This window comes from Streptomyces sp. NPDC002851, from assembly GCF_053591935.1.
Genome location: NZ_JBSFUT010000070.1, coordinates 1 through 16,350 on the forward strand (window position 1 = coordinate 1; position 16,350 = coordinate 16,350).

Consider the following 16,350-nt stretch of genomic DNA (forward strand, 5'->3'; position numbering starts at 1 on the left):
GCGCCTTCCAGGGCCCGCCCAACATCGTCCGGGTGCACGGCCGCGGCGAGCCCGTCTTCCGTGACGACCCCCGCTTCACCGAGCTGCTCGGGCGCGTTGACGCAGTTCCGGCAGACACGACGGAGCTCCAAGGTCTTGACAGGTTCTGGCGACAAGGGCCTAGCATCCCGGCCACCAGCGCGGGATCTCCAGCTGGTGGCCCGGGCCCTTGTCGGCTGGCTGGCCGACACGCCCGCGCGGGCCGATGATGGCCAGGTGAGACACAGATGAGCGAATCGGTCCTGTCACGGTTGATACGGATCTTCGAGGCATTCACCGCTGAGGAGCCGGCCCTTACCGTCTCGGAGGTCGCCCGGCGTTCTGGACTGCATATCGCCACGACATCACGCCTGGTGGCCGAGCTGGTCTCACACGGTTTCCTGACACGGGATGCGGACCGGCGGGTGCGCGTCGGCATGCGGCTGTGGGAACTGGCGACGCGGGCTTCGCCCGCCATGTCGCTGCGGGAAGCGGCGCTGCCGTTCATGGAGGGTGTGCACGACGTCGTGGGCCACCATGTACAGCTCAGTGTGCTGGACGGCGACGAGGTGCTGTTTCTGGAGCGGCTGACGGCTCCGCGGGCGGTGGTCAACTTCACGCGCATCGCGGGCCGGCTGCCGCTGCACGTCTCCTCCAGTGGCCTCGTACTGCTCGCTCACGGCCCGGCCGACCTGCGCGAGCGCGTGCTCGCCCGGCCGCTGCGCCGTTACACCTCACAAACACCAGCCACCCCCGCTCAGCTCCGGGCCCTGCTGGCCGACGTTCGCCAGCAGGGCTATGCCTACTGCCCCGGCTTCGTACACCCCGATGCCCTCGGCATCGCGGCGCCGGTGCGCAACGGTGTGGGGGAGGTGGTGGCCGCGTTGGCAGCGGTCGTGCCCAACGATCCAAAGGGTCCTTCCGTCGTCCCCGTGGTGCGCACTGCCGCCCGGGGCCTCTCGCGCGCACTGGGCGCCCACGGTGCGCCATAGCCGATGCGTGTCACGCCTCAATGACCTCTGCGTGGCGGCTGCGAGAACTTTGTCTCTCACTGAGTGAGAACGCAGTCGCTGCCGTCCGCTTCCGCTGAGCATGCTTTCCGCAGCCCAGCGACAGGAGGCGACACCGTGGTCGTAAAGAGTGTGGATGCGGACAGTATGTCCGCCGTCGGCGCCCGCCGGGCGGCTCCACAGAGCACCGTGAACGCCGTGACTCTGGAGGTTGCCGCCAAGGAGCGGGTAGCCGAAGGCGTCGTTGCCCTCACCCTCGCCCATCCGGCAGGCGCACGGCTGCCGGACTGGACACCGGGCTCCCACATCGACCTGATTCTCCCGGACGGGACAACGAGGCAGTACTCGCTGTGCGGGAACCGGTGGGATGCCCACACATACCGCATCGCTGTATTGAGCGAACCGAACGGCCGAGGCGGATCCGCGTACGTCCACAACCTGCTCCGGCCGGGCGACCGTGTCGGCGTGGGCGGACCGCGTAACCACTTCCCCCTGGCGCCATCGCAGAAGTACCTGTTCATCGCGGGCGGCATCGGCATCACCCCGCTGCTGCCAATGGTTCACCAGGCCGAACAACTCGGCTCGGACTGGCAGTTGCTGTACGGCGGGCGCACTCGTGTGTCGATGGCATTCCGAGAAGAACTCACCGCCGCCCACGGCAAACGTGTGCACCTCGTCCCGCAGGACGAGTCCGGGCTGCCCGACCTCGACACCTGGCTGGGCACACCTCAGGCGGACACAAAGGTGTACTGCTGCGGTCCCGCCCCGCTACTCGCCGCCGTGCAGGTTGCTTGCGCCTCCTGGCCGCCGCACGCGCTGCGGACCGAGCACTTCACCGCGGCCGCGCAGCCCACCTCGGCACGGGACACCCCGTTCGAGGTCGAGCTGCGGCGTACCGGGCGCACCATCACCGTGAAGCCGGACGTCTCTGTGCTAGAGGCGGTGCGCCGCGCTGGAGTGGACGTGCTCTCGTCGTGCGGGCAGGGGACGTGCGGCACCTGTCTTACGCCCGTTCTGGAGGGCCACCCCGACCACCGGGACGCCATCCTCGCCGACCACGAGCGGGCCGCGAACGACTGCATGTTCCTGTGTGTGTCGCGCTCCTGCAGTGACCGCCTCGTACTCGACCTGTGAGATCCAGCCCTTCGCCTGTTCTTCGCACGCGGCGACGCGATCAGTGTGTTCCGCCTTTCGGTTCGGCGCGTTGGGCCAGTAGGTGACACGCCGGGGGATTGCACCCCACCAAAGCCGGAAGACGGACCATGAACCTGAGATACGACACGTTCTACATCGACGGCACCTGGCAACGGACGACCACGGGTCAGGTGATCACATCGGTCAACGCAAGCACTGAGGAGCCGCTCGGTCAGGTAACGGAAGGCGCTCCGGCCGACATCGACGCCGCCGTCACCGCCGCTCGCCGGGCCTTCGGCGATCCCGTCGGCCGGGCGAGTTGGGCACCCCAGCGGCGTGCGGAGGCGATGGAGCGGCTGGCGGACGCCATCGACAAGCGTGCGGGCGGGTTCGTCCTGCGAGTCAGCAGCCAGAGCGGCATGCCGGTCGCCGTAGGGCAGCAGTTGGAGGCCGACTTTCCGACCATGGTCCTCCGCTACTACGCGGGCCTTGCCCGGGAGGCGGCGAGTGAGGAAGCGCAGAGCGCCCTGTCCGGCGCCTCGGTCGAGGTACGCAAGGTGCCTGCGATCGCCCTGGACGACGCGGAACTCGACCTCGCGAAGATCGGCGCGGATCTCTTCACCGCCACCTTGCTGAACAACGGCCAGACTTGTTTCACCAGCACCCGCATCCTTGCACCCCACAGCCGTTACGCCGAGGTGGTCGACGCCTTCACCACTCTCGCCGCATCGCTGACCATCGGCGACGCCCTCGACCCGGACACCGGGATCGGGCCGCTGGCCACGGCCCGGCAGCGCGACCGGGCGGAGTCGTACATCGCCAAGGGGCGCGGCGAAGGCGAACGGATCACCACCGGCGGTGGCCGTCCCGCAGGTCTTGGCAGGGGTTGGTTCGTCCAGCCGACCGTCTTCGCCGAGGTGGACAACAGCTCAGTGATCGCCCACGAGGAGATCTTCGGACCGGTGCTGTCGATCACTGCGTACAACGACATCGACGGCGCCGTCCGGATAGCCACCGACAGCGAATTCGGACTTGGCGGAACTGTCTGGACCGGTGACCCCGAACGGGGGTGCCGCCGTGGCCCGCCGGGTCAGCACCGGCACAATCGGCGTCAACCACTACAGCCCCGAGCCCGCCGCCCCCTTCGACGGCGTCAAGGCCAGCGGGCCTGGGCCGCGAGCTGGGCCCCGAGGGACTAGCCGTCTACCAGCAGACCCAGTCGATCTACGTCTGATCCTGGCCGCACGCGATCCCGGCCGAGCCGCACCTCTCCCATCCGCGGCCAGGGCGCCCGGGACAGCTTTGCGGCCACTCCTCCCATGCCACAACCGGCAAGCGATCATCAGCCACCTCCGGCCCTCCCCGGCCGCCGAACAACCCACGGAGCCGCTATGACCGAGGCACTGGATCACGCCGTCGTGCAGCCCGTCAGTGACGTCGATCCGTTCGCCCACGAAGTGCTGATGCACCCCGAGCCGCTGCACCAGGCTCTGCGTGAGGCCGGCCCCGTCGTCTACCTGTCCCGTTACGGCGTCCATGCCATGGCCCGTTACCAGGAGGTGCACGCAGCCCTGGTGGACTGGCAGCACTTTGAATCCGGTGCGGGGGTTGGCCTGGCCAACTTCCGCCACGAGGAGCCATGGCGCCCGCCGAGCCTGCTCCTTGAGGCCGACCCGCCCCGGCACGATGCACCACGCCGCGTGTTGCAAGAGATCCTGGCTCCGTCCGTGCTGCGCCGCCTGCGTGAAACGTGGGCGGCGGTCGCCGACGAGCTGGTCGGCCAAGTGCTGGTGAAGGCATCACAGTTTGACGCCTTCACGGCCCTGGCCAAGGCCTTTCCCCTCCGGATTTTCCCGGATGCCGTAGGGCTCGGTCCCGACGGCCGGGAGAATCTGCTGCCGTACGGCAACATGGCCTTCAACTCCTTCGGCCCCCGCAACAGCCTGGTGGAGGCCGACACGCACCGCGTGGCCGGCCTGGCGGGATGGGTGAACGCGCAGTGCGCTCGTGACATGTTGAGTGAGGACGGGTTCGGGGCGCAGATCTGGGCCGCCGCTGACCGAGGCGACATCACTCACGAACAGGCCCCGCTGGTCGTACGCTCCCTTCTGACGGCTGGGGTCGACACCACCGTGCACGGTTTGGCTGCCTGCCTCTACGCCTTCGCCACCCATCCCGATCAGTGGCAACGACTCCGGGAGCGACCCGAGTTGGTGCGGGTCGCGTTCGACGAGGCGGTGCGCTGGCAGTCGCCTGTGCAGACCTTCTTCCGTACCGCCACCACCGACGTCACGATCAGCGGCACTGCGATCCGCAAGGGCACAAAGATCCTGACGTTCCTTGGAGCGGCCAACCGGGATCCGGCCCGCTGGGCCGACCCGGACCGCTTCGACCTTGCCCGCGACCCTTCCGGCCACGTCGGCTTCGGCATGGGTATCCACCAGTGCGTCGGCCAGCATGTGGCCCGTCTGGAAGCCGAGGCACTGCTGACCGCCCTGGCCCGACGCATCGACCGGATCGAGCTCGCCGCCGCTCCGCGCCGCCACCTCAACAACACCCTGCGTTCCTGGGAATCGCTGCCCGTGCGCGTCCACGTCGTCGTCTCGTCATGACGCGGGCACGGACGGGAATTTCAAGTCACTGAAGCCACAGCACCTGGTGCGCCACTCGATCACCACGACCTAACCGACAACGGACTACGGAGTGCTGCCATGAGAAATTGTCTCTATTTCCCCTGCCCGGGAGCAGCCCGGTGACCGGCTCGCTGCGTGCCGCCTTCGACGAAGGACCGATGAGCCGCTTCCAGTGGCGCGCGGTGGCGGTGTGCGTGCTGCTCAACATGCTCGACGGCTTCGATGTGCTGGTGATGGCCTTCACCGGCAGAGCTGTGTCGAGCGAGTGGGAGCTGGATTCCTCCCAGCTCGGGCTGCTGCTCAGCGCGGGCTTGGTCGGCATGGCCCTGGGAGCGCTGTGCATCGCCCCCTGGGCCGACCGTATCGGCCGCCGCCCGGTCATCCTTGGCTGTCTGGCGGTGTCCGCCGCCGGAATGTTGCTGTCCTCGGTCAGCCAGTCGGCCGTTCAGCTCGGGGCACTGCGGGTGCTCACTGGCATCGGCATCGGCGGCGTCCTGGCCAGCAGCAGCGTCATCTCCAGCGAGTATGCTTCCCGCCGCTGGCGCGGACTGGCCGTCAGCCTCATCGCCACCGGCTACGCGATCGGTGCCACTGTGGGCGGACTGCTCGCGGTCGGCATGATCGAGCGTTTCGGCTGGCGCTCGGTCTTCCTGATCGGCGGTATCGCCACCGCTGCGGCTGTCCCGCTCACCTTCCTCGGGCTGCCGGAGTCACTGGACTTCCTCATCTCGCGTCGGCCCAAGCGCGCCTTGGTGAAGATCAACGCCCTGGCGCGGCGGATGGGTCAGCCGACGCTGAAGAGCCTCCCGGAGCCCACCACTCTCCCCTCCGGTGTCGGGGCTGGGTTCCGGGAGCTGTTCTCCCCGGCGCTGCGCCGCTCCACGCTGCTGGTGTGGTCGGGATTCTTCCTGGTCATGTCGAGCTTCTACTTCGTGATGAGCTGGACGCCGACGCTGCTGGTGGAGGCCGGCCTGTCCAGCACCCAGGGCCTGACCGGAGGGATGCTCCTCAACCTCGGCGGCATCTTCGGCGCGGCCGTACTCGGGGTTCTCACCGCCCGCTTCGCACTGCGTTCCGTTGTCGTGGCGTACCTGTTCGCCACGGCAGTACTGCTGTCGGCATTCAGCGCCTCGACCTCCGCACTCGGGGCGGCCTTCACTCTCGCCGCATTGATAGGGATCTTCGTCAACGGCTGCGTGGCCGGCCTGTACGCCCTCACCGCTACGGTCTACGGCACGGGGATCCGGGCAACCGGACTGGGCAGTGCCCTCGCGGTCGGCCGCATCGGATCGATCCTCGCCCCGACCGTCGCCGGTGGCCTGCTCGATGCCGGCTCGACTCCGCAGAGCCTTTACCTGGCCGTCAGCGCCATGTTCGTGGTCACTGCCGTCCTCTTCCTGCTGCTACCCCCCGCCAAGCAGCCTGTGCCGGCCGCTGCGGTCCCGGCCGTCGACAGTGCGAACTGATCCCCACTCAGAAAGCCGTTCCCGCCTTTGTGCCCGCCACAGGTAGGTCACCGCGTGTGGCATTGCTGCGGGCATATGCCTGCCCCGCTGCTACCCGGTTCCTGACAGCACACCAGCGCAGGAGCCCGGCTCGAACGCATCGCGCCGGGCCCACAACGGGCTGTCCATACCAACAAGCTCAGCCCTACAGGCAGCGCATCGAACCGAGAGGATCCCAGACATGTCCCAGCAAGTACGAGGCGTGGTCGCACGGGCGAAGGGCGAGCCGGTGACGATCGAGACGGTCGTGGTGCCCGACCCGGGCCCCGGGGAGGCCGTGGTGAAGATTCAGGCATCCGGGGTCTGCCACACCGACCTCCACTACCGCGAAGGCGGCATCAACGACGACTTCCCCTTCCTGCTCGGCCACGAGGCGGCGGGCGTAGTGGAGTCGGTCGGCGAGGGAGTGACCGAGGTGAGCCCCGGTGACTTCGTGATTCTCAACTGGCGTGCCGTGTGCGGCCAGTGCCGCGCGTGCCGACGCGGGAGCCCCCAGTACTGCTTCGACACACATAATGCGCAACAGAAGATGACGCTGACCGACGGCACCGAACTCGCGACGGCTCTGGGCATCGGTGCCTTCGCCGAGAAGACCCTGGTCGCAGCCGGGCAGTGCACCAAGGTGGACCCAGCCGCGTCGCCCGCGGCGGCGGGCCTGCTGGGCTGCGGCGTCATGGCGGGCATCGGTGCGGCCATCAACACTGGCGTCGTCTCCCGCGGTGACTCCGTAGCGGTCATCGGCTGTGGCGGCGTCGGCGATGCTGCCGTGGTCGGCTCCCGGCTTGCGGGCGCGGCGAGGATCATCGCTGTGGACGTCGACGAACGGAAACTCGATGTCGCCGCAGCCCTTGGAGCCACGCACACCGTCAACTCCAGTGAGACAGACCCCGTGGAGGCCGTGCGCAAGCTGACTGGTGGATTCGGCGCAGACGTGGTCATCGATGCCGTCGGCCGCCCGGAAACGTACCGCCAGGCCTTCTATGCCCGTGACCTTGCGGGCACCGTCGTCCTGGTTGGCGTACCGGCACCCGACATGAAGCTGGAACTTCCGCTCCTTGACGTCTTCGGACGGGGCGGCGCACTCAAGTCCAGCTGGTACGGCGACTGTCTGCCCTCGCGCGACTTCCCCCTGCTCATCGACCTGTACCTCCAGGGCCGCCTGGACCTGGACACTTTCGTAACCGAGACAATCACTCTGGATGAGGTCGAAGATGCCTTCACCCGGATGCGCGAGGGCGACGTGCTCCGCTCGGTGGTGACCTTCTGATGGCGACCGCCCACATCGAACACCTGGTCACCTCCGGCAACTTCAGCCTGGACGGTGGCACCTGGGAGGTCGACAACAACGTCTGGATCGTGGGCGACGACGACGAAGTGATCGTCATCGACGCCGCCCACGACGCCGACGCCATCGCCGGTGCCGTCGGCGACCGCCGGATCAAAACCATCATCTGCACCCACGGCCACAATGACCACATCAATGCCGCCCCCGCCCTTGGCAATGCGTCCGGCGCGCCGGTTCTGATCCACCTTGACGATCGCCTGCTGTGGAAGAGCACCCACCCCGACGGCAACCCAGATGGTTACCTCTCCGACATGCGCCGGATCAGCGTCGCCGACACCGAGCTGATCGTGCTGCACACCCCGGGCCACACCCCCGGTTCAATCTCCCTCTATGCTCCCGACCTCGGCTCCGTCTTCACCGGTGACACCCTGTTCGCCGGGGGACCCGGCGCCACCGGGCGTTCGTATTCCAACTTCCCGACCATCATCCGCTCCATCCGCGACCGGATCTTTGTGCTGCCTCCCGATACGGTGGTCCGCACTGGCCACGGCAACAGCACCACCATCGGCATCGAAGCTCCGGATCTCGCTAAGTGGGTCGAACGGGGGTACTGAGACGATCGGCCCGGGGCGTGTCCCATGTCGTGTGTGGACCGGGGAACGGCGCCGGTCCCGGAGCAAGGGCACAGATGCAGAAGCGGAACAGCGAACGCGCCGGATGAAATACAGTTCGCGGTGATCACCAAGTGCCGTCTCCCTCTTCCAGGCGGCGGCCGCCGCGGCGCGGGCGGTGTGCTCGCTTCCGAGCCGCAGAAGTCGATCAGGGTTGGTTGAGGCGTGCGGAAGCCGTCTCGGTACGGGCTGGTCATGCTTGCTTCTCCCGCCAGGCGGCTGCGGCGGCACGCTTCTTGTACTCGGCGCCGAGGCGCTGGAGTTTGCGGCGGACCCGCTCGCCCAGGGCAGCCGCATTGAAGCTGGTGACCAGAGGCGTGTCCAGATCGGTGACGATAGCTGCGGCCCCGGCCCAGCGGGTGACGTTCCAGCGGGGTGAGTTGGGCGAGGACCGCGGCGATGCGGGGGTTGTCGGGCAGGGCGCCGGTGAGCACCTCGTAGGGATCGGGGCCGCTGGCGACGACGTCGTACGTGGTCAGGCCGTCCCGAAGGAGAAGTCCAGGCTCCAGAGGCGTGCGTCATTGACCTTGCGCCGCCAGAGCGGGGTCAGTTGCCGGTGCACCACCTTCCCCTCGGTCTTGAAGGCGTCCAGGAAGGCGGGGGCGATGCTGCCGCCGTCCTCCGCCAACGGATCGGCCCAGTTGCCCAGCAGGGCGGTCGACACGGGCTCGCGCCATCGGCCGCCTCGCCACAGGCCCAGGACCTCGGAGGCGAACCGGTCCACCTCCGGGCCCGCGCCGTTCAATGCCGCATCGCGGGCAGCGAGCGCACGCACCGCGACAGGGACGTCGGCGCCGATTTCCGGCGCCCAGTAGTTGCCGAGGAGCGCGGGTGGAACCGGTTCGTCCAATTCCTCCTTGGTGGGGCGGCGGACGGTCCCGTCGTGGCCGACGAAGTAGGCGACGCCGGGGCGCGTGACTTGGTCCTCGGTGTCAGGCAGTTTCTGCCTTGCCCTGGCGAAGACGAACACTTGCTGGACGGAGGTTGCTGCGGGGTCCGTCGCGACGGGTTTGAGCGTTGCCATGGGGGCTCCTTGCGCGTCGTGCCAACAGGTTCTCTACTCGGCCCCGGCGCGGCGGGATTCCGGCAAAAATCCCGGGAACTCCCCTGTGGCCTCTGTCACCTCGGATAAGACCCCGCCGCGGACCGGGCCGCGGCGGCGGGTCCCACCTGCCCGGCGGCCTGCGACCCCTGCGGGAGCCGGACGCCACCGAGGAGGGGTGAAGCCACGGCCGCGTCGTCAGCGGCGGAGCACGCTGACGACGCGTTCCCGTCCCAGGATCGGGGCGTACTCACATCCGGCGGGGGTGACCAGGTAGGGGCCGACCCACTTGCGCGAGTAGCCGCTCGGATCGTCCTGGTCGGGGTAGGTGGTGCGGCCGTACGAACCAGAGGCCGCCGAGCTGCTCGACCGTGCGCGTACGGCCGCGACACAGATCCTCGACTCCGAGGTCCACGAGCGTGATCTGGTCGGCCGACAGCGTGCCCAGCTCCAGCTCCCTGCCCAGGTGTGGGAGGTGGCCCGCTCACTGGACCGCTACAGCCGCCTTGCCGAGCAGACGCCGTCCGCGGCGGAGGGCGAGCACGCGCAGGCGCCACTTGAGGCCCGCCGCTCGGCGTTGAAGACCGGGGTTGTCCGCCATCGAGCGCTAGGTGGAGGCGATCGAGACGTACGCCGCGCAGACGGCCGAGGCCGACTCCCGCCTTCGGGAGCTGCAGCAGATGCATCAACTGGAGAAAGATGGTGCCGAGGTGCTGGACTTCCTCGCCTCCACCGCCCGTGCCGAGGTCGCATCCGCTGAGATGGGTCAGCTGTCCGAGCAGGCGTCGGTCGTGGCGGACCGGTTCACCGCCGCATTGGTTGCGGCGAAGGATGCCGCGGTTCAGGCCCTGCCCGCCGCGCCCGTTCCGCACGACAAGGCCCTGCCCTCTGGGGAGGGGGAGTAGTGGAAGAGCCGGGGGCTCGCGTGCGTGCTTCACCGCTGCGGAGGCCGTAGTTCCGAAGACCGCCCACGTAGCAGTAACGACAGGGCCGCTGGGCTTTCATCAGCGGCGGATATGGATCCGCACGTGCGTGGTCCCGCCGACGGCGGCCGCGGCGCTGCCCGCACACCGTCAGCGGGTCACCTCCCTGCGCTCGGTGGTGCCCCAGTCCCACGTGCCCCGTAGTTTCCTGATCGTCTGTCCCAGCCTCTTGTCGCTATGCATCCCCGGATCTTGAAGGTCGTGAAGGACTTGCCCGAGTTCGCTGTTCCTGCGAATAAGTCTGAGCTGATCATGGGTTCTCGTCTTTTCAAGCCGCGGATAAAAAAGATCTTGATTTAGCATCGGGCACGCCACAGGCCGCAGGCCCTGGACGACTGCATGCAGACCGTGGATCAGTGGAGCGAGAGGGACAATTCCCTTGTGGGCCTGATGTAACGCACCAGAGGAGAGGGCCATGGCCATCCAGCTGGCAGAGGGCATATCCCTGGAGGGATACAACCCCCTGAAGAATGAGGACGTCACCAGCTTGGAGGGAATGTTCACCAGCTACCTCCTCGAAGAGTTCGAGCGCACAGGCGAGAAAGCATTCGGTAATCCCGTCGCTGGCTACCTCGCGACCTTCATCAGTATCCAGAGTCGTGCGACAGGCTCCTCGGCATGACCAAACCGCACCGCGTTACGGCCGCCGCCGCTGCCGAGCACCTGCAGGATCTCGCCAAGGCGACGGACGACGCGTGCGACGCCTACCAGTACCCGGCAGAAGCTGCGGCCACGGCGGACGTGCTCCGCGAAGCCGTCGAGCACCTGGCCGAAGTCCTCTCACAGATGGACCGGTACATCCGCCGGAACGAAGACGACTGGCAGTCCACGGACGACACTCGCCGCAGCGTCCATACCAGCCGGGCCCAGAACCAGCTGGACGACGCCAAGCGGGACGCCCGGTCCATAGCCCGATTCCTGGAGCGGGCAGCGGACGAGCTGAAATACCTCGCGCCTAAAGACCGATGAACGATCCACTCAAGGGTGGCCCTGCGTTCGGCCTGGTTAGTGGGGCCGTGCCTGCATGAGACCTTCGGGTATCCACGACGTGTCGTCCGGGCCGGTGAGCTGGTTCGTGTGGTTGAGATAGGCACTCGCCAGGGACGAGAACCAGTGGAGTTGGTCGCGCAGCCGGTGCTGAATGTCCCGGAGCCTACGATGCGGGTCACGGTCGTGGGCTTTAGCGTGCGCGAGGAGAGCGACTCTCTGCTCCAGCGTGATGATTCCGGCTTCAATGGCGTCATGAAGAGCGTCTCTGGCGACGCGGGCGGCTTCCTCGTGCTGCTGGTCGTCGCTGTCGGGGAGGAGGTTGCCGACGGCTCCCCGGTGCTCCTCGGGCCGGGTGCGCTCCTGGTCACGCAGACGCCGCACGTGTTCTGCCCTGATGGACCTCAAATGGCGGCGGACGGCACGAGCCGCGTCTCCGCGGGGCCCTCGTTGGAGCCGGTAGACGTCGAGGGCTCGCCATGCGGCGAAGGCTTGCTGTCCGGTTCCGGCGTCATAAGTGAGACGGCGGGCCTCGCCAACGGACATGTGTGCGAGGCGCCACAGATCCAGGGGGCCATGGATATGAAGGGCACTGAGGGCCTGCTCAATGGCGGTTCGGTCAGCGGCGAACGGGTCACGCTCGTTGTCGCTTTCGGGCGTGATGCCGAGCCTGATGTAACGCTCCAGGTTGTCTAGGAAGGTCTGGGTGGCTTCAGCGAGGCGGATGCATGCGGTGCGGCGTGCTGCGTGGTTCTGCTGGGCGAGGCTGGCAGCGTAGCTGGTTGAGGCTGCGTCGCGGGCTGCTTGTGCTTGCGAGCGCGCGCCTCGTTCAGCTCGTTTGCCGACGGAGTAGGCCACCACGGAGGCTATGCTGGCGCCGAGTAGTCCGGAGGCTCCGCCTATCGCTCCGCTGATGATCTCGGCCTGCAACAGCGTTTCCCTTCTGGTTGGTTGCTGTCTTCATCTCGGGGCGCCCTGCTCGTCAGGACCTGCTACCTCATCCCTCGCCGTTGAGGTGAGAACGGGCAGTAGCCGTGAACTCCCTTACTGAGTCAGTCAGTTCCCCTAGCGCATTCGTGGCGTGGTCGCGGTCTACCGTGGCGCCCTCTCTTGGGAAAAGGAACTGATGCAGCCGCATGAGGGCTCCGCCCACGTCTCTGCGGACCCGGTCAGCTGACGGGAGGAGCTGGGTCGGCCCTTCCAGGGAGACCACCGCGTCCGCGTACCAGTACTTCTCCTCCTCCGCCTCGACCCTGGCGAACAGCTCACCCGCCTCGCCGGGCCGAGCGCAGACGGCTGCGAACGCGGCCTTCTCGAATTCGTGGACGGCTGCGAGAAGCTGGGCATAAGCCTCACGTTGGTGCTGGCGACGTACGGAGTCGATGGGCCCCTGGTAGGCGCTATGTGCTTGGGCTTGACCAGCGGCGTAGGCGCTACGTGCTTGGGCTCGGCCAGCGGCGTAGGCTGCTGCGGCGGTCACGAGGACGGCGGGGACTCCCACGAGCGCGGCTATAACTTCGCATGCCATGACTGTTGATCATGCCCTATTGGTGCAGCCCGTACCGCGGTAACGCCAGCGGTGTTGGGGTTTCTTGAAAAAACCCAGCCCTGCTCTTCGCCTCCACTTGGTTGCGGGCTCAACGAGGGGGTGGATCCGCCTGATAGCCAGCCAGATTCGGGAGCGTCGCGGACTGTCCAGGGTGACCCGGGGGCGATTGGGAGGCGACGCTCGAATCCGCTGCTGCCCGTTCTGACGAACATCGGCTGGTCCAAGACTGGCGGCTGTTCCAGAGCGCCGGACTTGCAAACCGCGGTGTCGCTGAGGGCGCATCGCTTGCGGAGATAGGCCAGGAGCGGCGACGACTGCGGGAGGCCGAGTCGCAGTTGAAGGCGTCGGCTGAGCCAATGGTTGTGCGGGCGATGCAGCTGGGGGCTTCGCTGCAGCACGTGTCTGCACTGACGAGCTACAGCCCGAATGTGCTGGAGAAGTGGGAAGGGTCGGACGCGGCGGGGGGGGCTCATGAGATCAAGCAGCAGGTGCGGGGGTGAGGCGATGGCGAATCGGCCGAAGGTTCCGCGGCCGTCGACGAAGTGGAAGAAGCCTCGCCGAAGGGCCAAGCGGAAGTGGTGTCCACCACGCTGGTAGCGTTCTACGCGCGCGCCCGCGCGGGTGCGCGCAGGAATGGCTCGGGATCACGTTTCTTCCCGCTTTATCCCTTCCGTTTTGCGCGTTATGGGACGAGTTGCAAGGCGGCCTTGAGGGTCCTCTACGGTTCGCGGCGTGTCGACACGCAAACCATCAACGACCAAGCTTGCAAGGGGGATTCACTGTGAGTACCTGGATTCAGGAGCTCGCCCGCCGCCCGATCGTGACCGTGAACGTTCTCCACGGCTTCGTGTACGCCATGGGTGGCGACCCGACGGGGAAGGACCGCGGCCCGCTGCTGTGGGCGCTTCTGGGCGCGATCCTCGGCGGTGTCGCGTCGGGGGTCTCGCAGGAGGCCAGCGCGTTCGTTCTCGGCAGCTGACACAGTGAGGGCCCTCGCCAGGCGGATTGGCGAGGACCCTCAGGCTCGTGGCCCACGATCGCACATGCCGTGCTGCGGCTAGGAGGGGATCTCGTCGGGAAGCCGTATGAAGCTCTCCCACTCCACACCAGCGCGGATCGGCGCTTGCGGAGGCCAGAACACGGCCGAGCTGCTGGGCCACAGAACCGCCAAATGCGGCGGCAGCCAGTTGGATTGGGCCACCCCCGTCCGGGTAGTGCACGAGCTGGGCCACGAAGTGGCCGATCCTCAGCGTCGCGCAGTACCCGTAGTCGCCGTTGCTGGACTGCATCTGGTCGAACACCGGCTCATAGAAGCCCGCCGGCCCCTCCGGCTGGTAGAGCGCGAGCGTCACGACCATCGTCGGCCCCAGCGCACGGTCCTGGTACAGGCTCGTGGCATCCTCCGGCGGGATCAGCGGGGGCCGCAGAGGCGGACCGGTCTGCGGCGCCCGGTGCTCGATAAGCAGGTCTTCGCGGTCCACATCGCGAGCGCCGCCTGACGCTCCGGCCCGAGGACCACCGTCGGGCACGAACCATCGCAGAGAGGGGCTCCCGGACGGCTTCCTCGAGTTGAGACATCCAGCCGTTGTTGCACGGCTCGCACACAACCTTCGCGCGGCGCGAGAACGGGTCCTGCAGCTTCTTATCCCGGACATGGACCGTGTGCGGGCCTCCCCGACGAGGGCCCGCGTGTTCGGCGCGTCCGTGGAACAGCACCTCGGCCTGGGCGAGTTCGCTGAACTCTCGGGACATCCAGCGAGGTAAGACGTGCTCGCGGGACATGAGCCCGCTGGCGCCGCAGAAGATGCACGATATAGGCATGAGAGGGACCCTAAAGGCTGTCCCGCAATGAGCCGCCTGTGCCGACGGGCTTCATTTCATCGGCCGACGAGGCTCGTCCATCGGTTCCTGTTGGCAGCTCAGCCGTGTCCGAGCAATCGAGCCTGCTCCCTCTTGAGCTGTGTGAACCTGTCGCGGATGTACTCTCTGAGCGCCCGGCCCGGGAAGGATATGACCGACAGGTGCTCTTCATAGTTGCCTTGGGCCCAGCGTGCAGCCGTGATTTCGTAGCCCGAGACGTGGGCGCAAAGCTGGAGGAGAGCCTGAGGCATCTCCTCCTCGATGAGGAGGTCGGCCTTGGTGACCACGACGTCTCGCATAGCCTGGATGTTTGGGATGAAGACGGTTGTGGCCCAGGTGCGCCACTCCGCAAGTTCCTGCTCGGTGGGAGGAGTGTCGTGGCGAAAGGGGTCGCGGCCGTCGGGGCGAGCGTACGTCTCTGACCAGGTGTCATAGGTGCGGCTGTTGGCTTCCATAAGAGCGAACAGCGGTCCGTAGAAGTCACTTAGCTGCTGGTTGACGCGCGTGAGGCGGGCCTGTCTCTGCGCCAGACGTAGCCCGTTCAGATAGGTCATCAGGTAGCCGATGAACGCCAGCCCAACGGTCACGATCACTGTAGCCATGACCAGCGATGCTAAAGACTGTCCAGTAAATGATCTACGGGATGCTGGCTGGCCTGCTTGTTTCTCTGTCATCCGACGAGGGTGAGGTTGTGCAGGCGGGCGATGCCCAGCATGGCATGGTGGACGCCGTCGCCTTTCAGACGGCAGTCGCGGAGGATCTTCCAGCCCTTCATCCGGGCGAAGGCGTGCTCGACGCGGGCACGGACCTTGCGGTGGGAAGCGTTGTGCTCCTCCTTCCAGGCCGGGAGTTCGGCCTGGCCTTTCTCTCGGCGGTGCGGGATGACCAGGCCGGTGCCCCGGTAACCGCCATCCGCGATGACCATGGTCCGGCCGACGGCGTCCTTCGCGCCGGACAGCTCCCACGCCTTGCAGTCGTTCCGGTTGCCCGGCACCGGCCGGCCCACGGCGACGACCAGCCGGGTGTCGGCGTCGATCACGACCTGGTGGTTGGTGGAGTATCGGTAGTTCTTCGACTGCTCGGCGATGGTGTGGTCGCGGGTGGGGACCAGAGTGCCGTCCACGATCAGCACAGCGTCCCCGCGGAAGCGCCTGCGCGGATGCAGTACAGGGACGGCCCGAGGTGACCCACTATGCGGTCGGCCGCCGACTTTGACACGCCGAACAGCTGCGCCAGCTGGCGCAGCGTCAAGTTTGTGCGCCAGTAGGCCGTTACCAGCAGCACACGGTCCTCCAGCGGCAGGCTCCACGGTCGGCCTTGCGATTCGAGTCCGCGCCCTCGCGGCGCAGCGCAGTGATCAGCTTGCCGAACTGGCGCGGGCTCAGCCCAGTGAATGGGGCTATCCAGGACGGCTCCGACGCCGTGATCACACCAGCCAGAGCGAGATCGTCTCACTGAGGTGTGGCGGATCCGGTTGCCCGTTGTTGGCCGGGCCACATGCCGTCATACGCGGCGTCCATGAGCGAGGGCCCGGGATGCCTGCGGACCGCCCACGCAGGGCAGTTACGGGACAGCCCTTAGGTCACAGGTCGCCGGTGGACCACCAGACCTTGTCGACATTGCTGTTCGTTTCGAGGATGACGATCTCCCCTCAGGCCGTTGCCGTGGTCACG

The 16,350-nt window shown here is 67.3% G+C and carries 14 protein-coding genes and 2 pseudogenes; 13 read left to right on the forward strand and 3 right to left on the reverse strand.

Annotated elements, in window-relative coordinates:
• From ACWD10_RS37680 to ACWD10_RS37715, 8 genes and pseudogenes are all read left to right on the forward strand, one after another.
• A pseudogene (locus ACWD10_RS37680) lies at window positions 1-110 on the forward strand (pyridoxamine 5'-phosphate oxidase family protein); the annotation flags it as partial.
• A gap of 156 nt (window positions 111-266) precedes the next feature.
• Entirely contained in the window at window positions 267-1,010 is a 744-nt protein-coding gene (locus tag ACWD10_RS37685) for an IclR family transcriptional regulator (RefSeq protein ID WP_451098248.1), read from the forward strand.
• A 165-nt stretch (window positions 1,011-1,175) separates the two neighbouring features.
• A complete protein-coding gene (locus ACWD10_RS37690) occupies window positions 1,176-2,162 on the forward strand; it encodes a PDR/VanB family oxidoreductase (RefSeq protein ID WP_451098270.1) in 987 nt (328 codons plus the stop codon).
• A 128-nt stretch (window positions 2,163-2,290) separates the two neighbouring features.
• Window positions 2,291-3,361, forward strand: a complete 1,071-nt coding sequence (locus ACWD10_RS37695) for an aldehyde dehydrogenase family protein (RefSeq protein ID WP_451098249.1) — start codon at window positions 2,291-2,293, stop codon at window positions 3,359-3,361.
• A gap of 192 nt (window positions 3,362-3,553) precedes the next feature.
• The gene (locus tag ACWD10_RS37700) at window positions 3,554-4,774 is read left to right on the forward strand and encodes a cytochrome P450 (protein ID WP_451098250.1); all 1,221 of its coding nucleotides are present in this window, start codon (window positions 3,554-3,556) and stop codon (window positions 4,772-4,774) included.
• Between the two features lie 140 nt (window positions 4,775-4,914).
• Window positions 4,915-6,261 carry an MFS transporter gene (locus ACWD10_RS37705; protein WP_451098252.1) on the forward strand — a complete coding sequence of 449 codons (1,347 nt, stop codon included), beginning with the start codon at window positions 4,915-4,917 and terminating at the stop codon, window positions 6,259-6,261.
• 220 nt (window positions 6,262-6,481) lie between these two features.
• The gene (locus ACWD10_RS37710) at window positions 6,482-7,567 is read left to right on the forward strand and encodes an S-(hydroxymethyl)mycothiol dehydrogenase (protein ID WP_451098254.1); all 1,086 of its coding nucleotides are present in this window, start codon (window positions 6,482-6,484) and stop codon (window positions 7,565-7,567) included.
• Window positions 7,567-8,199, forward strand: a complete 633-nt coding sequence (locus ACWD10_RS37715) for an MBL fold metallo-hydrolase (protein ID WP_451098256.1) — start codon at window positions 7,567-7,569, stop codon at window positions 8,197-8,199. Before ACWD10_RS37710 ends, ACWD10_RS37715 begins: the two co-directional genes overlap by 1 nt.
• A 532-nt stretch (window positions 8,200-8,731) precedes the next feature.
• On the opposite strand, the gene ACWD10_RS37720 is transcribed toward ACWD10_RS37715, so the two are convergent.
• The gene (locus tag ACWD10_RS37720; protein ID WP_451098258.1) at window positions 8,732-9,280 is read right to left on the reverse strand and encodes a hypothetical protein; all 549 of its coding nucleotides are present in this window, start codon (window positions 9,278-9,280) and stop codon (window positions 8,732-8,734) included.
• 629 nt (window positions 9,281-9,909) lie between these two features.
• Here ACWD10_RS37720 and ACWD10_RS37725 point away from each other — a divergent pair.
• The 5 genes from ACWD10_RS37725 (at window position 9,910) to ACWD10_RS37745 (ending at window position 13,796) form a co-directional block, all read left to right on the forward strand.
• Complete coding sequence (locus ACWD10_RS37725) at window positions 9,910-10,203, forward strand: hypothetical protein (protein WP_451098260.1); 294 nt, start codon at window positions 9,910-9,912, stop codon at window positions 10,201-10,203.
• Between the two features lie 493 nt (window positions 10,204-10,696).
• Window positions 10,697-10,903, forward strand: coding sequence for a hypothetical protein (locus ACWD10_RS37730; protein WP_451098262.1), 207 nt, complete (start codon window positions 10,697-10,699; stop codon window positions 10,901-10,903).
• Window positions 10,900-11,250, forward strand: a complete 351-nt coding sequence (locus ACWD10_RS37735; RefSeq protein ID WP_451098264.1) for a hypothetical protein — start codon at window positions 10,900-10,902, stop codon at window positions 11,248-11,250. Before ACWD10_RS37730 ends, ACWD10_RS37735 begins: the two co-directional genes overlap by 4 nt.
• 144 nt (window positions 11,251-11,394) lie before the next feature.
• Complete coding sequence (locus ACWD10_RS37740) at window positions 11,395-11,964, forward strand: hypothetical protein (protein ID WP_451098265.1); 570 nt, start codon at window positions 11,395-11,397, stop codon at window positions 11,962-11,964.
• 1,634 nt (window positions 11,965-13,598) lie between these two features.
• Window positions 13,599-13,796 (forward strand): hypothetical protein, encoded by a 198-nt coding sequence (locus ACWD10_RS37745; RefSeq protein ID WP_451098267.1) that lies wholly within the window; start codon window positions 13,599-13,601, stop codon window positions 13,794-13,796.
• Window positions 13,797-14,736: 940 nt separating this feature from the next.
• Here ACWD10_RS37745 and ACWD10_RS37750 read toward each other — a convergent pair.
• Window positions 14,737-15,279 (reverse strand): hypothetical protein, encoded by a 543-nt coding sequence (locus ACWD10_RS37750; RefSeq protein ID WP_451098268.1) that lies wholly within the window; start codon window positions 15,277-15,279, stop codon window positions 14,737-14,739.
• 68 nt (window positions 15,280-15,347) lie between these two features.
• Window positions 15,348-16,116: pseudogene (locus tag ACWD10_RS37755) on the reverse strand (transposase).
• Window positions 16,117-16,350 lie beyond the last annotated feature (234 nt).